At 73.7% G+C, this 16,780-nt stretch carries 14 protein-coding genes; 11 read left to right on the forward strand and 3 right to left on the reverse strand.

Going from position 1 to position 16,780, the window contains the following annotated elements:
- The 6 genes from PGB27_RS22180 (at window position 1) to PGB27_RS22205 (ending at window position 7,362) form a co-directional block, all read left to right on the forward strand.
- On the forward strand, window positions 1–564 hold the full coding sequence (locus tag PGB27_RS22180) for an NADH-quinone oxidoreductase subunit J (RefSeq protein WP_274202592.1): 564 nt from the start codon (window positions 1–3) through the stop codon (window positions 562–564).
- On the forward strand, window positions 561–866 hold the full coding sequence (locus PGB27_RS22185; RefSeq protein ID WP_274202593.1) for an NADH-quinone oxidoreductase subunit NuoK: 306 nt from the start codon (window positions 561–563) through the stop codon (window positions 864–866). Before PGB27_RS22180 ends, PGB27_RS22185 begins: the two co-directional genes overlap by 4 nt.
- A 2-nt stretch (window positions 867–868) precedes the next feature.
- A complete protein-coding gene (locus tag PGB27_RS22190) occupies window positions 869–2,683 on the forward strand; it encodes an NADH-quinone oxidoreductase subunit 5 family protein (RefSeq protein WP_274202594.1) in 1,815 nt (604 codons plus the stop codon).
- A 1-nt stretch (window position 2,684) separates the two neighbouring features.
- Window positions 2,685–4,190, forward strand: a complete 1,506-nt coding sequence (locus PGB27_RS22195) for a complex I subunit 4 family protein (RefSeq protein ID WP_274202595.1) — start codon at window positions 2,685–2,687, stop codon at window positions 4,188–4,190.
- A 43-nt stretch (window positions 4,191–4,233) separates the two neighbouring features.
- On the forward strand, window positions 4,234–5,640 hold the full coding sequence (locus tag PGB27_RS22200) for an NADH-quinone oxidoreductase subunit N (protein ID WP_274202596.1): 1,407 nt from the start codon (window positions 4,234–4,236) through the stop codon (window positions 5,638–5,640).
- Window positions 5,641–5,844: 204 nt separating this feature from the next.
- Window positions 5,845–7,362, forward strand: coding sequence for a multicopper oxidase family protein (locus PGB27_RS22205; protein WP_274202597.1), 1,518 nt, complete (start codon window positions 5,845–5,847; stop codon window positions 7,360–7,362).
- A 9-nt stretch (window positions 7,363–7,371) separates the two neighbouring features.
- On the opposite strand, the gene PGB27_RS22210 is transcribed toward PGB27_RS22205, so the two are convergent.
- Both PGB27_RS22210 and PGB27_RS22215 read right to left on the reverse strand, forming a co-directional pair.
- Complete coding sequence (locus PGB27_RS22210; protein ID WP_274202598.1) at window positions 7,372–8,055, reverse strand: hypothetical protein; 684 nt, start codon at window positions 8,053–8,055, stop codon at window positions 7,372–7,374.
- Between the two features lie 78 nt (window positions 8,056–8,133).
- Window positions 8,134–8,880 carry a GAF and ANTAR domain-containing protein gene (locus PGB27_RS22215; protein ID WP_274202599.1) on the reverse strand — a complete coding sequence of 249 codons (747 nt, stop codon included), beginning with the start codon at window positions 8,878–8,880 and terminating at the stop codon, window positions 8,134–8,136.
- Between the two features lie 499 nt (window positions 8,881–9,379).
- On the opposite strand from PGB27_RS22215, the gene PGB27_RS22220 reads away from it, so the two are divergent.
- The 3 genes from PGB27_RS22220 to PGB27_RS22230 all read left to right on the forward strand — a co-directional run bounded on the left by PGB27_RS22220 (window position 9,380) and on the right by PGB27_RS22230 (window position 12,153).
- Window positions 9,380–9,793 carry a carboxymuconolactone decarboxylase family protein gene (locus tag PGB27_RS22220; protein WP_274202600.1) on the forward strand — a complete coding sequence of 138 codons (414 nt, stop codon included), beginning with the start codon at window positions 9,380–9,382 and terminating at the stop codon, window positions 9,791–9,793.
- A 39-nt stretch (window positions 9,794–9,832) separates the two neighbouring features.
- Window positions 9,833–10,615 carry a GntR family transcriptional regulator gene (locus PGB27_RS22225; protein ID WP_274202601.1) on the forward strand — a complete coding sequence of 261 codons (783 nt, stop codon included), beginning with the start codon at window positions 9,833–9,835 and terminating at the stop codon, window positions 10,613–10,615.
- Window positions 10,616–10,770: 155 nt separating this feature from the next.
- Complete coding sequence (locus PGB27_RS22230) at window positions 10,771–12,153, forward strand: MBL fold metallo-hydrolase (protein ID WP_274202602.1); 1,383 nt, start codon at window positions 10,771–10,773, stop codon at window positions 12,151–12,153.
- 85 nt (window positions 12,154–12,238) lie between these two features.
- Here the strand turns inward: PGB27_RS22230 and PGB27_RS22235 are convergent, their stop codons facing one another.
- Window positions 12,239–13,435 (reverse strand): NAD(P)/FAD-dependent oxidoreductase, encoded by a 1,197-nt coding sequence (locus tag PGB27_RS22235; RefSeq protein WP_274202603.1) that lies wholly within the window; start codon window positions 13,433–13,435, stop codon window positions 12,239–12,241.
- A 182-nt stretch (window positions 13,436–13,617) separates the two neighbouring features.
- Here PGB27_RS22235 and PGB27_RS22240 point away from each other — a divergent pair, with 182 nt between their 5' ends.
- Both PGB27_RS22240 and PGB27_RS22245 read left to right on the forward strand, forming a co-directional pair.
- Complete coding sequence (locus tag PGB27_RS22240) at window positions 13,618–15,138, forward strand: SulP family inorganic anion transporter (protein ID WP_274202604.1); 1,521 nt, start codon at window positions 13,618–13,620, stop codon at window positions 15,136–15,138.
- Window positions 15,139–15,224: 86 nt separating this feature from the next.
- Window positions 15,225–16,763, forward strand: a complete 1,539-nt coding sequence (locus PGB27_RS22245) for a 4Fe-4S dicluster domain-containing protein (protein ID WP_274202605.1) — start codon at window positions 15,225–15,227, stop codon at window positions 16,761–16,763.
- Window positions 16,764–16,780: the final 17 nt, after the last annotated feature.

A 16,780-nucleotide genomic window follows, 5' to 3' on the forward strand; every position in this document is an offset into this window, starting at 1 on the left:
GTGATCACCATCGCCCTGTTCGGCGCCCTCGCGGTGACCGCGGTCGTCGCCGGCGCGCTCGTCTTCCGCGTCGACTCGATGGCGCGGGCGACGTTCCTGCTGCTGCTGTCGTTCCTGGCGGTCGCCGGCCTCGTCCTGATGACCGGGCTGCACTACCTCGGCCTGGTCATCGTCCTCATGATGATCATCGAGATGGTCGTCATGGCCGTGTTCATGATCATGTACATGATGAACCCGGCCGGGCTCATGCCGATGTCGATGTTCCACAACACCCGAGGGTCCGCCGTCGTCGCGGCGACGACCTTCGTCGCGCTGGCCGGGGGCGCGCTCCTCGTCGACTGGCCCGTGCGAGGGGGCCGGCCGGCACCGGACCTCACGATGGCGCTCGGCGAGAGCCTCATGGGCGGCCAGATGCTCACGATGATGACCCTGGGCGTCACCCTGTTCGCCACGATCGTCGGCACGGTCGTGCTGGCCACCGGCCGGGGTCGGTACGACCGCCTGGGCGACGAGCTCGACGCGCCGGAGTCCGACGACCGGGACCGGGGCGGTGTCGGGCGATGACCCTGCAGGCCTTCCTCGTCGTCGCCGCGGCGCTGGTCTCCGTCGGACTGTTCGGGGCGCTCACGCAGCAGTCCATCGTCATGGTGATGATGGGCCTGGAGCTCCTGCTCAACGGCGTCATCCTCGCCGCGGCCGCGTTCTGGTACTTCCTGGCACCGGCCGGCACGGAGGGCCAGGTGCTGATCGTCGTCGTCGTCACGGCGATGGCCATCGAGATGGCGGCCGGCTTCGCGGTCACGACCGCGATCTACCGGGCCAAGCGCATCGACATGACCGACGACGCCGCCGAGCTGCGGGGCTGACCATGAGTGCTCTCCTCGTCGCCCTGCTCCTCGTCCCCCTCGCCGGCGGGACCGCGCTGATCGTGGTGCGCCCTCCGCGCGGCGCCGTTCCCGCGGGACTCCTGGTCGCCGCGACGACCGTGGGCCTGGCGGTGGCCGCCGCCGTGCAGCGCCCGCAGGGTCACCTCCCGCTCTTCGAGGGCGTCGCCGCCGGCTTCGCGGTGGACGACCTCTCGGCGGTCATGGTCGTGCTCGTCGCCGTCGCCCTGCTCGCGGTGCTGGCCTTCGCCGCGGGCGAGCCGGCACTGGGCTCGGGCCGTTTCGTCGGCCTCGTGCTGGTCTTCGCCGGCGCGATGCTGGCGACGGTCACCGCGACCACCCTCCCGCCCTTGCTCGCGGCGTGGGAGGTCATGGGCGCGACCAGCTGGGCGCTCATCGCCCACCACACCGGCGACCCGGCGGCGGCCCGCGGCGCGAGGACGGCGTTCCTGACCACGCGCACCGCGGACCTCGGTCTCTACCTCGCCGCGGGCGCGGTCCTCGCCGGCGGCGTCCCGACCCTCGCACTCGACGCGTTGCCCGTCGTCGCGGGCGGATGGCAGGACGTCGCCGTCGCCGGCATCGTGGTCGCCGCGCTCGGCAAGTCCGCGCAACTGCCCTTCAGCTTCTGGCTCTCGGGCGCCATGCACGGTCCGAGCCCGGTGTCGGCGCTGCTGCACTCGGCGACCATGGTCGCCGCCGGGGCCTACCTGCTCCTGCGGACGACGGCGGGGCTGGACGCGACCGGATGGGCCGGGCCGCTCGTGGCGTGGGTCGGTGCGGGCACCGCCCTGCTGCTCGGTCTCGTCGCGCTCGCGCAGAGCGACCTCAAGCAACTGCTCGCCGCGTCGACCTCGGCGCAGATCGGGTTCATGGTGCTCGCCGCCGGGGTCGGCGCCGTGCCCGGCGGGGTGCTGCAGACCGTCGCGCACGCCGCCACCAAGAGCCTGCTCTTCCTGGTGGCCGGCGCGTGGCTCGTGCGCGTGGGTACTCGTCGGCTCGACGACCTCCGTGGGGCCGCGCGCCGCCACCCGGTGCTCGGCGCGGCCTTCACCGTCGGGGCCGTGACGCTCGCCGGGGTCCCACCGACCGGCCTGTGGGTGAGCAAGGACGCCGTCCTGGCCGGCGCCCTCTCGAGCGGGCCCGCCCTGTACACCCTCGGTCTGGCCGCCGGTCTCGTCTCGGCGGGCTACGCCGCCAAGGCCCTCTGGTTCGTCTGGCGTCCGTCGCCCGCCGGCACCGACGACGCCGCGGTCGGGCGCGTCGGGGTGCGGGTCCAGGCCGTCGTGGCCGTGACGCTCGCGGTGGCCGCCGCCGCGGCGGGGCTGCTCGCCCTCGGTCCGGACATCCTGCGCCCCGACCCGGCACCGAGCGGCCTCGAGCTCCTCGTCTCCGGAGCGATCGCCGTCGTCGGCGTCGGGCTGACGTGGCTCGTGGCCGGTCGGCTCCCCGCGCCCGCCCTGCTCCGGTCGTGGCTGGGCCTCGAACGCGTCGCCGTCGCCGTCGTCGTCCGGCCGGCCCTGCGGCTCGCCACCGCCCTCGCCCGCCTCGACGACGCGCTCCACCAGCGCGTCGTGCTCGGAGCGGGGCGCGGCGCGGTCCGCGCCGCCGACGCCGTCGATCGACACGTCGAGCGCGGTCTCGACCGGGGCGTCGACGGCGTGGCGGCCGGCGCCCGAGCCCTCGGCCGCACCGCCCGCCGCCCGCAGACGGGCCGGCTGCACCAGTACTACGCCCAGGCCGCCGTCGGGTTCGGCCTGCTGGCGGCCCTCGCCGTGCTCCTGATCGGGGTGAGCTGACGTGCTCTCCGTCGTCGTGTTCCTGCCCGTCGTCGTCGCGCTCGGCCTCGCCGCGCTCCCGGCCACGAGCGCCCCGCGCCGCTACACCGTCCCGTGGGTGGTGACCGGGCTCGTGCAGCTCGCGCTCGTCGCGATCATGTGGCTGCGGCTCCCCGCCGGCGGCTACGGGTTCGTCGAGCAGGTCGCCTGGATCCCGAGCGCTGGCATCTCGTACCACCTCGGCGTCGACGGGCTCTCGCTCCCGCTGGTGGCGATGACCGTCGTCGTGTTCACCGCGGCCGCGGTCTACTCGCTGCGCGAGGACCGGCGTCCGAAGTCGTACGTGGTGCTGTTCCTGGCGCTGCAGACCGTGAGCGTCGGCGTCTTCGTCGCCCTCGACCTGATCCTGTTCTTCCTGTTCTTCGACCTGTCGATCGTGTTCATGTACTTCGTCATCGCGGGCTGGGGTCACGGCTCCAGGGCACGCTCGGCGGCCCTGACGTTCTTCCTCTACACGTTCCTGGGCTCGCTGGCGCTGCTGCTCGGCTTCATCCTGATCTACCTCGCCGCGACGCCCCACACCTTCGACATCCCTGCCCTCGCCGCGCAGAACCCGCTGGCGGCCGGCGGCCCCGCCGCCGGGGCGGCGCTCCTCGCCGTCGGGCTCGGGCTCGCGGTGAAGACCCCGCTCGTCCCGTTCCACACCTGGCTGCCGCCCGCACACACCGAGGCCCCGGCCGCGGGCTCGGCCGTGCTCGCCGGCGTGCTGCTGAAGATGGGGACCTACGGCTTCGTCCGCATCGCCATGCCTCTGCTGCCCGCGTCGTGGCGGCAGTTCGCCGGCGTGGTCGTGGTGCTGGGCGTGGTGTCGGTGGTCTACGGCGCGATGGTCGCGCTGGCGCAGACCGACCTGAAGCGCATGATCGCCTACACGTCGGTGAACCACATGGGCTACGTGCTGCTCGGCGTGGGCGCCGCCGGCCTGGTCGCCGACTCCGACGCGCAGGCACGCCAGCTCGCGACGACCGGTGCGGTGACCCAGATGGTGTCGCACGGGTTGATCACCGGAGCGCTCTTCCTGCTCGCCGGCGCGTTGCACGACCGCGGCCGCACCTACGACATGGGCGCCTACGGCGGTCTGGCGGCCCGCACGCCGCGGTTCGCCGGCCTGTTCGCGGTGGCCGCCTTCGCCTCGCTCGGACTCCCCGGCTTCTCCGGGTTCATCGCCGAGTTCCAGATCTTCACCGGCGCGCTCGGCGCGACACCGGTGGCGACCGCCATCGCCGTCACCGGCATCCTCATCACGGCCGGGCTGTTCCTGGTGGCGCTCTCCCGGATGCTGCTCGGGGAACTGCGCCATCCCGACGCACCCGGCACGCCCCGGCCCTTCCCCGACCTCCGGGCTCGGGAGCTCGCGGCCATCGTGCCGCTGCTCCTGCTGGCCACCCTGATCGGACTCCTGCCGCGGACGTTGCTCGACACGATCGAGCCGGCATCCCGCGTGCTCAACGAGCTGGTCGCGCGATGACCGCCACCGCCACACCCTCACCGGTCGACCGCCGGGAGCAGCCATGGTGATGATGAACGAGGACCCCACCACCCTCGTCCCGGAGCTGGCCCTGCTCGCCGGAGCCGTCCTCGCCGTCCTCGTCGGAGTGTGGACGCCACGCCGCCGGCAGGGGCGCGTGCGCGTCCTCGCCCTGCTCGCCGTCGGCGTCGCCCTGGTCGCGACGGGCATCGCGGCCACGAAGCCGCCGAGCACCACCTTCGACACCTACGTCCTCGACACGACGACCCACGCCGTCCGCGCGATCGTCCTCGTCGCGGTGGCCCTGATCCTGTGGTGGTCACGCGACGCCGTGGCGGCCCACCCGCGCGAGAGCGAGTTCACCGCGCTCGTCCTGCTCGGTGGCCTCGGAGCGGTCCTGATGGCCGGCGCCGGTGACCTCCTGTTGCTCTTCGCCGCGTTCCTGCTCGCGAGCGTCCCGCTCTACGCCCTCGCCGGCTGGGCCAAGACCGGGGCGACGACCGAGGCCGCACTGAAGTACTACCTCTCCGGCGCCTTCGCCGGGGTCACCATGCTCGCCGGCACCACCCTGCTCTACGGGGCCGCCGGGACCACCGGCTACGAGGCCCTCGCGGAAGGGCTCGCGACGGGAGCCGCGGCACCCGCGGCGGTGGCACTCGTCGCCGTGCTCGCGGGTCTGGCGTTCAAGGCCGGGGCCGTGCCGGCGCACTTCTGGGTCCCCGACGTCACCGACGGGACGCCGCCGGCCGTCGCCGCCGTCCTGACCACGATCCCCAAGATCGGTGCCCTGGCCGCCGTGTGGCGGCTGCTCCTGGCGGTACCGGAGGCGATCGTGCCGTGGCCCCTGCTCGTCGCGGTCATCGCGGCCATCAGCATGACGCTCGGCAACCTCGCCGCGTTCGCCCAGACGTCCGTCCTGCGGCTGCTCGCCTACTCGACGGTGTCCCAGGTCGGCTACGTGCTGGTGATCATCGCGGTGGCCGCACGCACCCCCCAGGCCCAGCCGGCGCTCCTCTTCTACCTGGCCGCCTACGCCCTCACCAACGTCGGGGCCTTCGCGGTGGTCGCGGCACACCCTGCTCGCACCATCGACGAGTTCCAGGGGCTCGGCCGCCGGCGTCCCCTGCTCGCGATCGCGCTCGTCGTCTGCCTGCTCGGACTCGTGGGCACACCTCCCACGGCCGTGTTCGTCGGCAAGCTCACCGCCTTCACGGCCGCCTTCGACGGCGGCATGGCCTGGCTCGCCGTCCTCGCGGCGGTCAACACCGTGGCGTCGCTCTTCTACTACCTGCGCTGGATCGCGCCGGTGTTCCGCGCGCAGGCACAGGAGCCACCGGAGGACACGGGCGAGTCCCGGACCGCCCGCTCCGGCGCCGTCACCGCCGCGGCGCTCTCCGTGGTCCTCGGCGTCGCCGCCGGCCTGGTCCTGCCCCTGTTCACCACCTCCTGACGGGCCAGGAGGACGCCGGGCCGCGGGCCGATGCGGCGCGCGGCTCCGTCACCGGGACCAGCGCCTCGGCCGAGTCGGGCCGTCCGGCCCTCAGCCACCAGCGCCCGGTGGTCCAGCCTGCGCGACGACGAGAGGAGTCGTCATGCGGGATCGCCACCTCCACGGCCGGCCGCGATGACCGGGCGCGTCGGCCGGGGGGCGAGCGTGAGCCGGCGGCAGGCCCTGGGGCTGCTCGGGCTGGGCGCCGCCGCCGTCGCCGCGGGCGTCACGGGGTGTGCCGGCCCGGGGACCGGCACCCGCCGGACGGTGGCCGGCCTGCCCGGTGGTCAGCCGCTGGCCGTCCCGACCGAGCTCGTCAGCAGCCAGGGTCGGCTGGCCGTCGACCTCAGCGCCGCACCCGGGGCGTCCCTGGCCGGGAGCCCCGCCTCGGCATGGGGCTACAACGGCACCAGTCCGGGCCCGACCCTGCGGGTGCGGGCCGGCGACGTCCTGTCCGTCCGCCTGCGCAACGGCCTCGATCAACCCACCAACCTGCACACCCACGGCCTCCGCGTCTCACCCGAGGGCGACTCCGACAACCCCTTCATCCACATCCCGCCCGGGGAGGTGTTCGACTACCGCATCGCCATCCCGGCCGACCACCCCGCGGGGACGTTCTGGTACCACCCCCACGCCCACGGCTACGTCGCCGACCAGCTCTTCGCCGGCCTGGCCGGAGCAGTCATCGTCGACGACGTGCCGCAGCCCGCCGTCACGGCGGACCGGGTCATGCTCATCACCGACACGACCCCCGGCACCGGCGGGCCCGCCCCCACCGCCCCCGCCGCCCGCATGGCCGGTCGGCAAGGCGACCTGCTGCTGCTCAACGGCCAGCACCAGCCCGTCATCCCGGCCGCCCGGGGCGACCTGCAGCGCTGGCGACTGATCAACGCCACGACGTCCCGCACGCTGGACCTGCGCCTCGACGCCCACCTGCTGACCCGCATCGCTCTCGACGGGATCACGCTGCCGACCGCCACCACGGGCGAGACCGTCCGGCTCGCCCCCGGCGGTCGCGCCGACGTGCTCGTGCGCCCCGACCCGCCCGGGACGTTCCGGCTGGCCGCCACCACCGAGCCGCGCACCGCCATGGGCATGATGGGCGGCCCCGCCGTCGGCGGGGAGACCGAGACGCTGGCCACGCTGGCCACCGGCGACGGCGCCCGGGCCCCGGCTCCCCTCCCCACCTTCCCCGCCGGCCCCGCGCCGGCCGTCGCCGCCACGACCGGGTTCCGCCGACTCGCGTTCACGATGGGCATGGGCGGCGGGATGGGCCCGGGCGGGATGGGTTCGGGCGGGATGGGTTCGGGCGGGATGGGTCCGGGCGGGCAGGGCCCGGGTGGCCCGGGCGGCCAGGGCATGAGCTTCGGCCTCGACGGTCGTGCCTACGACCCCCTGCGCACCGACCAGGTCGTGGCGCTGGGGGCGGTCGAGGAATGGACCGTCACGAACGCGACCCCGATGGCCCACCCGTTCCACCTGCACGTCTGGCCGTTCGAGGTGCTCGCCGACAGCGTCGGGAGCCCGACCACCGGCACGCTGCAGGACGTGGTGCTCGTCCCCGCCAACGGCTGGGTCCGGCTCCGCATCCCGTTCACCACGGTGGCCGGACGCACCGTCTACCACTGCCACATCTTCGATCACGAGGACGCCGGCATGATGGCCACGATCGAGGTCCGCTGACCGCTCGGGCTAGTCGGTGCCGGTGATGTGGTCGATGAGGCGCTCGGCGACGAAGACCGGGTCCCTGTTCCCGTCGTCGAGGTGGGGCGAGAGGAGGTGCTCGGCGTCGGGGCGGGCCAGATCCAGGCACCGGCTGACGAGGCTCACGGCCAGCTGGTAGCGCGCGGCTCGCGTCTCGTCGGCGCCGTAGAGCAGGTGGGTGGCCCGACGCACGAACATCTCGGCCATCACGGTGGCGGGCAGGCCGAGGGCGTGGGGAGGCGCGGCGTAGAGATCCAGTGCCGTGCGGTGGCCGTCCTGGCTGCGCAGCGTCGTCGAGTGCAACGACCGGAACGGCGGACGGACACCGACCGAGCACGCCCCGGAGTCCACGCTCAGGGTGAGGTCCTCGACGACGAGGACCGAGCCGTGCACCGACTGGGCTCGGGCCTCCTCGAGCAGGGGGCCGGCGCCGGTCTGGTTGTGCCACCGGTCGATCACGTCGATGGCGGGATCGGTGACGTGCGTCGATCGCACCTGCCCGTGACCCGCATAGGAGATCGCGGCCGCGTCGGCACCCGGAACCGTCCTCCGGCAGACGGCCACCAGCGCATCCAACGCGTCGTAGCCGGACTCGACCGGGCGCAGGGTGAACTCGCGCAGGGCGCGCAGCGACTCGGCGAGGCCGAACAGGTCGCCATCACCGGCTCCCATCAGCGGCGTCCACCATCGCTGGACGTCCGGGACGGACGGTGCCGACCCGGCGTGCGGGCCACGGCCCGACCGCAGGCCTCAGTGATCATCGGCGGGACGGTCGTCACGGTTCTGCCCCCGTTCGGCCTCGGCGACGACCCAGGCGGCGACGTCCACGAGCTCGATGGTCGTGCGCTGCGAGGAGGTCACCAGCATCTGGAAGGCCTCGTCGCCGGAGACACCGTGTCGCTCGATGAGGATGCCGCGGGCCTGGGCGATGACCTCGCGGCTGTCGATCCCGGCGGACAGCGCTCGCGCCTGCTCCGCGCCGTAGACCAGCATCGCGGCCTGCGCCCCGAACAGGGCGGCGGTCATCTGGGCGTGCTCGTCGAACACACCCGGCCGGCACCCGTAGAGGTTGAGCGCGGCCTGCTGCTCCGGCCGTCGGGACAGCTGGACACCCACCATCGCGCGATAACCCTGCTCGACGGCCTGGGGCGCGAACCGCGGCCACCGCTGTCCGTCCCCGTCGTCGGAGAGGTCGTCGGCCACGACGAGCCCGTCGGCGGCCGGCTTCTCGATCGCGCTGATGCACGGTCCCTCGTGCAACGTGCTCTGCAGCCGGTCGAGCTCGGTCGTGCCGCCGGTGCTCGGGGCCACGGAGTCGAGGTGTCCCCGGCCGACCATCGAGATGCCGCCGGCGTCGGCACCAGGGATGGTCTCGACCGCCGCCGACACGACGTTGCTCAGCAGCCGGTCGTGGTCGCGGAAGTTCTGCTGGTCCATCAGGTCCAGCGCTGCGGCCCGCAGGGCCGGTCCGATCTCGTCGTTGCGCTCGGGTTTCACGGAGACGCCACCTGTCGGTGTCCAGTGCTCGCAACACGTCACCAGCCCTGACGGACCGGTGAGGCAGAGCCGAGGAAGACATGCGCGGTGCTCTCGAGGCCGAGGAGAGTGTCGTCGGAGAAGCACATGAAGGCGGAGCTGCTGCCAGGGACCCACGAACCACTGCGGGTCCCTCGCGTCCTCACGGGCGGCAGAGAGGGTCGACCGCCATCGCGGAACGTTACCCGGCAGACGCGGCACCGACACACGACGGTCGTCGCACCTCCACCCCGCGCCGGGACGGTCGTCGGCAGCTCGCGGCAGTGCGGTCCCGGTGTGGTCCACCGCGCTGACGGTGGAGCAGGACCTCCACCGGGGCGTCCTCCCCGACGTCGTCGGGTCCGGGTGACGTCTGTCGACGACGGCGCGCGGCCGGCGGCCCGCGCGGGAGGCCTTCGGCAGGGGTCCGGCGGTCCGGACGCCCCTGCCCGCCACGCTCGCTCCGCCGCACGGTGCCGGTATGCGCAGCGCCATGGACATCGCGAACGACTGGCACACACCCTCGGACGAGCCACTGCGCGTCCGGCACGCGGACGAGGACCTCCGCGCCCAGGGACGCGCGCTGCGCCGCGCGATCCCCGAGGTGTACCGCGGGTTCGCCGGGCTGCGTGACGCCGCCCTCGCGCCCGGGGCCCTCGACGCACGGACCAAGGAGCTGATCGCCCTGGCGCTGTCGGTCGCCGAGTCGTGCGACGGCTGCATCGCCGCCCACGCGGACGGCGCGGCCCGTCAGGGCGCGTCCGAGGAGGAGGTGGCCGAGGCCCTCGGGGTCACGGTGATGATGGGCGGGGGGCCGGCGGTCTCCACCGCGCCCCGGGCGTTCGCCGCCTTCCGGGACGCGCAGAGCCGCCGCCGGGCCGCCACCGGGCGCTGACGCACCCGTGCGCCAATGTCTCGACGTTAGGCTGGCGAGGTGCCGAAACGCGCCGTGGACCGCCGGAGTCCCGTTCCCCTGTGGTCCCAGGTCCAGGACGACCTGCGTCGGCGCCTCGCCGAGGGCGAGTTCGACATCGTGTTCCCCGGCGAGAACGCGCTCGTCGCCGACTACGACGTCAGCCGCAACACCGTGCGCGAGGCGCTGCGGGGACTGCGGGCCGAGGGCCTCGTCACGGCCGAGCGCGGGCGTGCCCCGCGGGTGCGCCGCACGGAGATCGAGCAGCCCGTCGGCACGCTCTACAGCCTGTTCGCGTCGGTGGAGGCCGCGGGCCTGACGCAGCGCTCCGACGTGCGGGTGCTCGACGTGCGGGCGGACGGCGTGGTGGCGTCCCACCTCGGGCTCGAGGAGTCGACGCCGCTCGTCCACCTCGAGCGGCTGCGCCGGGCCGGCGACGCGCCGCTCGCCGTGGACCGCGTCTGGCTGCCCGCCGCGGTCGCCGCTCCCCTGCTCGACGCCGACTTCACCCACACCTCGCTCTACACCGAGCTCGCCGCGCGCACCGGCACGCGCCTGGAGTCCGGGCACGAGCGCATCAGCGCGCAGGTGCCGACGAAGGGCGAACGCAGGTTGCTCGAGTGCGCCGAGGACGTCGCCGTCTTCGTCATCGAGCGCACCGGCATCGCGCAGGGGCGACTCGTCGAGTGGCGCCAGACGATCGTGCGCGGCGACCGCTTCGCCTTCGACGCCCGCTTCTCCGCGCGCGGTCTCCACCTCGGCGTCGCCCCACCCGCCCCGGCCGTGTGCGCTTCGCGCATGTGAGCAGGAAGAAGTCTGGAGCACTTCTTTCTGCTCACGAGCGTCGGAGGCGCACCGGGACCTTCGGGCCGGAGGATGAGGACCTCCGGCCGGACGGGGCGGGGGTGCTGCCGTTGTTCCCTCAGATGTCAGTACATTCCTGTCGCTGAGGAGACGCCGTGTTCTTCGCCCAGTACTACCTCGACTGCCTCTCCCAGGCCTCCTACATGATCGGGGACGAGACCACCGGGCAGGCGGTCGTCGTGGACCCCCGCCGTGACGTGGCCGAGTACCTCGCCGACGCCCGCCACCACGACCTCACGATCGTGGGCGTGATCGACACGCACTTCCACGCCGACTTCCTCGCGGGGCACCTCGAGCTCGCCCGCGCCACGGGTGCCTGGATCGGCTTCGGGCGACGCGCCGAGGCCGACTACGAGGTCCGCCACTTCGCCGACGGGGACCGCATCTCGCTCGGGGAGGTCGAGCTCGAGGTGCTCGAGACGCCCGGCCACACCCCGGAGTCGATCAGCGTGCTGGTCCGCGAGCACGCCGGCGACGCCGTCCCCTACGGCGTCCTGACCGGCGACGCCCTGTTCATCGGCGACGTCGGCCGCCCGGATCTGCTCGCCTCGATCGGCTGGTCGAGCGAGGACCTCGGGCGGATGCTGCACGCGTCGATCACCCGCCTGATGGCCCTGCCCGACGAGGTCCGGGTCTTCCCCGCCCACGGCGCCGGCTCGGCGTGCGGGAAGAACCTCTCCACCGAGCGCTGGTCGACCATCGGCGCCCAGCGGGCCACGAACTACGCCTGCCAGCCCATGAGCGACGAGCAGTTCCTGGCCCTCGTCACCGCCGACCAGCCGGCCGCGCCGGCCTACTTCCTGCACGACGCCGTGCTCAACCGGCGCGAGCACCCCGTCCTCGACACCTCCGCGACCCCGATGCCGCTGGAGCTCGAGGAGGTGCTGGAGCGCCGGCGCGCGGGGGCCGTGGTCCTCGACGCCCGCGATCCCGCCGAGTTCGCGGCGGGCCACCTGGCCGGCTCGCTCAACGTGCCCGCCGACGGACGCTTCGCCGAGACCGCCGGCTCGGTCGTCCGGCCCGACGAGGAGATCGTCGTGGTCGCCCCCCAGGACCGCGAGGAGGAGATCGTCATCCGGCTCGCCCGCATCGGGTTCGACCGCGTCACGGGCTACCTGCGCGAGCCCGAGGGCGCGTTCCTCGCCGCCGACGACGAGGTCCGCCCGGCGAGCCGGCTGACCGCCGCGGAGCTCGCGCGGGCCCTGGACGCGGAGACCCCGCCGACCGTGCTCGACGTGCGCAACCCCGGCGAGACCGCGGTCGGGGGCACCGTGCCCGGCGCCCTCACCATCCCGCTGGCCGCCCTGCCCTCCCGCCTCGCCGAGGTCCCCACCGATCGCCCGGTCGTGGCGTACTGCGCGGGCGGCTACCGCTCGAGCGTCGCGGCGAGCCTCCTGCGGCGGGCCGGCCACGCCGACGTGTCCGACCTCCTGGGCGGGTACGCCGCGTGGACGCTCATGACCCCGCAGCCGGCCTGACCTCCCGGGTGCGCCTCCGGCGCTCGTGAGCAGGAAGAAGTGCTGGAGCACTCCTTTCTGCTCACGAGCGCGTCAGCGCACTTCGTCAGGCGAGGCCGCGCAGCATGAGGTTCCAGTACAGGAACGGCAGGCCGTAGCGCTTGAGGTACCACATGTCGCGTCGTGGCCGGGTCGTGTCGATGAACGGGAACGACGGCTTCGGGGTCAGCGAGTAGTCGAACTCGGCGAGCAGCATCTCCGACTGGGACGTGGTGAAGGGGCAGGACGAGTAGCCCTCGTACCGCGCGGTCGGCTCGCGCCCGGCCATCACCGCGCGCAGGTTCTCCACCAGCACCGGCGCCTGCTTGCGGATGGCGGCACCGGTCTTCGAGTTGGGCGACGAGCCGGCGTCGCCGAGGGAGAAGACGTTGCCGTAGCGCACGTGGCGCATCGTGTGCTTGTCGATCTCGACGTAGCCATGGGGGTTCTCCGCGTCGGCCAGCGGCCCCTTCTTGATCCAGTCCGGGGCGCTCTGCGGCGGCGCCAGGTGCATGACGTCGTAGGGCAGCGTCGTGGTCTCACGCGTGGTGACGTCGGTGACCGTGGCCTCGCGGTGGGCGGCGTCCACGGCGGTGACCTCGCTCGTGAAGTGCACCGTGATGCCGTAGTCGTCGACGACGCGCTCGAGCGCGTCGCAGAACACCTTCACCCCGAACATCCCGGGTGTCGGGAGCACGAGGTGCACGTCGATGTCCTCCAGCACCCCTTGCCGCCGCCAGTGGTCGGCCGCCAGGTAGGCGATCTTCTGAGGGGCGCCGGCGCACTTGATGGGTCCGGACGGCATGCCGAAGACCGCGGTGCCCGAGCGGGTCTCGCGGATGAATCGCCACGTGGCCGGGGCGAGCTCGTAGCGGTAGTTGCTCGACACCCCGTCACGGCCGAGCGTCTCGTCGAGGCCGGGGATCTTTCCCCAGTCCAGTTGGATCCCGGGGCAGACGACGAGGTGGTCGTACCGGACGGTCTCGCCTCCGGCGAGCGTCACCTCGCCGGCGTCCGGGTCGACCTCGGCGGCGGCGTCGGTGAGCCAGGTGACGCCATGGGGCATGACCGACGCCATCGGCCGCGCACTCTCCTCGACCGGCGCCGCGCCGCCGCCGACCAGGGTCCACAGCGGCTGGTAGTAGTGCGTCATCGCCGGCTCGACGACGGCGACGTCGGTCTCCCCGGCCCGGCGCAGGCGCGCGGCCACGGTGAGGCCGGCGGAACCCCCGCCGATGATGACGATCTTGTGGTGGCGCGACATGGTGGCCCTCCTCACATATGTAGGTACAGCCCAACATAAGAGCCACCTCTCGCCCGAGCAAGGACGGGCCCGACCGACATCCGCGGGTCGTTGGACCCTTGTCGCGGGCGCCCACCTGTACCAACCTCTGCGTCCGCTCCGGGCATCTCGGGAGCGGAGGGCTCGGGGTGAGGAGGACGCGCGTGACCGCCTGGCGTCGGACCGCCCTGCGGGACGTGGTGGCCGGGCTGAGCGTGGCCATGGTCGGCATCCCCCAGTCCCTGGCGTACGCCGAGCTCGCCGGGATGCCGCCCGTCGTCGGCCTCTACGCGGGCGCGCTGCCGCCCCTGGTCGCCGCGGTGTTCGCCTCGTCGCCGTACCTGCAGACCGGTCCGGTGGCCGTGACGGCACTGCTCACGTTCGGGGCGCTGAGCACGGTCGCCGTCCCGGGCAGTCCCTCCTACGTCGGGCTCGGCCTCGCCCTGGCGCTGCTCGTCGGCGCGGTGCGGGTACTGCTCGGGCTGCTGCGCGCCGGGTGGCTGGCCTACCTGATGTCGCAGCCGATGCTGCTGGGGTTCGTCCCCGCGGCCGCGCTGCTGATCGCCGGCTCGCAGCTGCCCAAGGCGCTGGGGGTGACGGCGCCGGCCCCCTTCGGCAACGAGATCCTCGACGCCGGCTGGGCCCTCGCGGCCCCCGACCGGTGGGCGAACGCCGCGGTCGTGGCGTCCCTGGCCACCGCGGTGATCGTGCTGGGCGGGCGCCGCCTGCACGCCCTGTTCCCGGGTGTCCTCGTCGCGGTCGTCGCCGGGGTCGCGGTCTCGGCGGCCGGCCTCTACCCCGGCGCCACCGTGGCCTCGATCCCGACCGGGCTGCCGCCGTTCACCCTCACCGCGATCCCCTGGGCGGCGCTGCCCTCGCTGGCCCTGTCCGGCGTGCTCATCGCGCTGGTCGGCTTCACCGAGGCCGCGTCGATCTCGCGGCGCTTCGCCGCCGAGGACCGCACCCGCTGGAGCGCGGACCGGGAGTTCATCAGCCAGGGCGCGGCCAACCTGACCGCGGCCGCGTTCGGCGGCATGCCGTGCGGCGGGTCGTTCTCGCGCAGCTCGGTCAACCGCATGTCCGGGGCCGCCACGCGGTTCGCGGGCGGGGTCACCGGCCTGGCGGTCCTCGCGTTCCTGCCGTTCGCCTCGGTGCTGGAGCCGCTCCCCACGGCCGTGCTCGGGACGATCGTCGTGGTCGCGGTGGTCAACCTGATGCGGTTCGGGCCGTTGCTGACGCTCTGGCGCGTCTCCGTGCCGCAGGCGATCGTCGCCTGGGGCACGTTCCTCGCCACGATCCTGCTCGCGCCGCGCGTCGACCTGGGCGTCGTCGTCGGGATCGGGCTCTCGCTGCTGGTGTTCCTGGCACGGATGCTGCAGCTCGACGTCGACACCGAGGTCGAGGACGGCGTGATCACGTTCCGGCCGCGTGGCGTGCTCTGGTTCGGCACCGCGCAGGAGCTGGACAGGGCCCTGCTCGACGCGCTCGCCGAGCACACCGACGCCACGGCGCTGGTGATCGACCTCGAGCGCCTCGGCCGGATCGACACGACGGGGGCGCTCGTCCTGCGCTCGGTGCTGGACCAGGCGCGCGCGGCCGGCCTGACCGCCGAGGCCCGCGGCATCCCGCCACAGTCGGAGGACCTGACCCGGCGCGTCCTGACCTCGCGGAGCTCGCTGGCGTGACCGTCGGGACCTTCGACCCCTTGTCCCAACATTGGTACGCGTGTCACACTCCCGGCTCCGGGGGCCGTCGAGGAGGGGGGCGTCCTGTGCGCTACGGATTCGCGATCGACCAGACCACGTGCATCGGCTGCCACGCCTGCACGGTGGCGTGCAAGACCGAGCACCAGGTGCCGGTCGGCCAGTTCCGCACCTGGGTCAAGTACGTCGACCAGGGCACGTTCCCCCACAACACCCGCGACTTCGGGGTGATGCGCTGCAACCACTGCACCGACGCCCCCTGCGTGACGATCTGTCCGACGCAGGCCCTCTTCCAGCGCGACGACGGCATCGTCGACTTCGACCGCGACCGGTGCATCGGCTGCAAGAGCTGCATGCAGGGCTGCCCGTACGACGCGATCTACATCGACGAGGAGACGCACACCGCGGCCAAGTGCAACTTCTGCGCCCACCGCATCGACGGCGACCTCGAACCGGCGTGCGTCGTGGTGTGCCCGACGCACTCCATCTGGGTGGGCGACCTGGACGACCCCTCGAGCGGCATCTCGCGCCTGGTCAGCTCCCGCCCGACCCAGGTCCGCTCCCCCGAGCAGAACACCGGCCCCAACGTGTTCTACCTCGGCGCGGAGCGTGCGGTGCTCGACCCGCTGGCCGCGCCGGCCGACTCCGGCTACCTCTACTCGCGCCCGGACCGCCACCGCGCCGACGTCGCGCGGGACATGGCGACGGACCCGGTGACGAAGGCCCGCACCACGCTGAACACCGCCCACCCCCGGCCCTGGGGCTGGCGGGTCACCACCTACCTCTGGGCCAAGGGCGTCGGCGGGGGTGCGGTGCTGCTCGCCGCGCTGGCCCTGCTCGTCGGCGTGGACCTCGGCGTGCTCACCACGCTGGTCGCACCGGCACTGGGCGTCCTGGGCACCGCGGCGACCGGCGGGCTGCTGGTCTGGGACCTCAAGCGCCCCGACCGCTTCTGGTACATCCTCACGAAGTCGAACCCCCGCTCCTGGCTGGTGCTCGGCGCGTACGCGCTGGCCGCCTTCGCGGCGGTGTCGGGGGTCTGGCTGCTCTACGGCATCGCCCTCGAGACCGGGCTGCTCGCGGCGAGCCCGGTGGCCTGGACCGTGCTCGCGGTCCTGGGGATCCCGACCGGGCTGATGGTCGCGGGCTACACCGCGTTCCTCTTCGGCCAGGCCGAGGGCCGCGACCTGTGGCAGTCCCCCCTGCTGTTCTGGCACCTCGTGGTCCAGGCCGTCATGGTCGGCGCCGGCGCGCTGGCGGTCGCCGCGCTCGTCGCCGGCACGGACGCGGCCGGCGCCGCGCTGATCGTGCGCGCGCTGGTCGTCGCCACCGTCGTGCACGTGGCGATGCTGCTCGTCGAGTACCTCGGCCGGCACGCCACGAGGGCCGCCGCCACCGCGGCACACATGGTGACCCACGGCCGGTACGCGCGGCTGTTCTGGACCGCCGGCGTCGCCCTCGCGCTGCTCGGCGCCCTCGTCGCCCTCCCGTCCTGGGGCGGCGGGCTGCTCGCCCTCGCCGCCCTCGGTGGCCTGGTCGTGCAGGTGGCCCTGCTGGCCTACGAATCCGTGTTCGTCCGCGCCGGCCAGGACGTGCCCCTGTCCTGACCCGCTCCCGCCCGCCA

It is taken from the genome of Actinomycetospora lemnae, from assembly GCF_028737315.1.
In the GTDB taxonomy this organism is placed as follows: Bacteria; Actinomycetota; Actinomycetes; order Mycobacteriales; family Pseudonocardiaceae; genus Actinomycetospora; species Actinomycetospora lemnae.

Bases quoted from the DNA above. Each gene is read 5' to 3' on its own strand.
- PGB27_RS22185 (WP_274202593.1), top strand. From the start codon at position 561: ATGACCCTGCAGGCCTTCCTCGTCGTCGCCGCGGCGCTGGTCTCCGTC.
- PGB27_RS22190 (WP_274202594.1), top strand. From the start codon at position 869: ATGAGTGCTCTCCTCGTCGCCCTGCTCCTCGTCCCCCTCGCCGGCGGG.
- PGB27_RS22200 (WP_274202596.1), top strand. From the start codon at position 4,234: ATGGTGATGATGAACGAGGACCCCACCACCCTCGTCCCGGAGCTGGCC.
- PGB27_RS22210 (WP_274202598.1), bottom strand. From the start codon at position 8,055: ATGGGAGCCGGTGATGGCGACCTGTTCGGCCTCGCCGAGTCGCTGCGC.
- PGB27_RS22220 (WP_274202600.1), top strand. From the start codon at position 9,380: ATGCGCAGCGCCATGGACATCGCGAACGACTGGCACACACCCTCGGAC.
- PGB27_RS22235 (WP_274202603.1), bottom strand. From the start codon at position 13,435: ATGTCGCGCCACCACAAGATCGTCATCATCGGCGGGGGTTCCGCCGGC.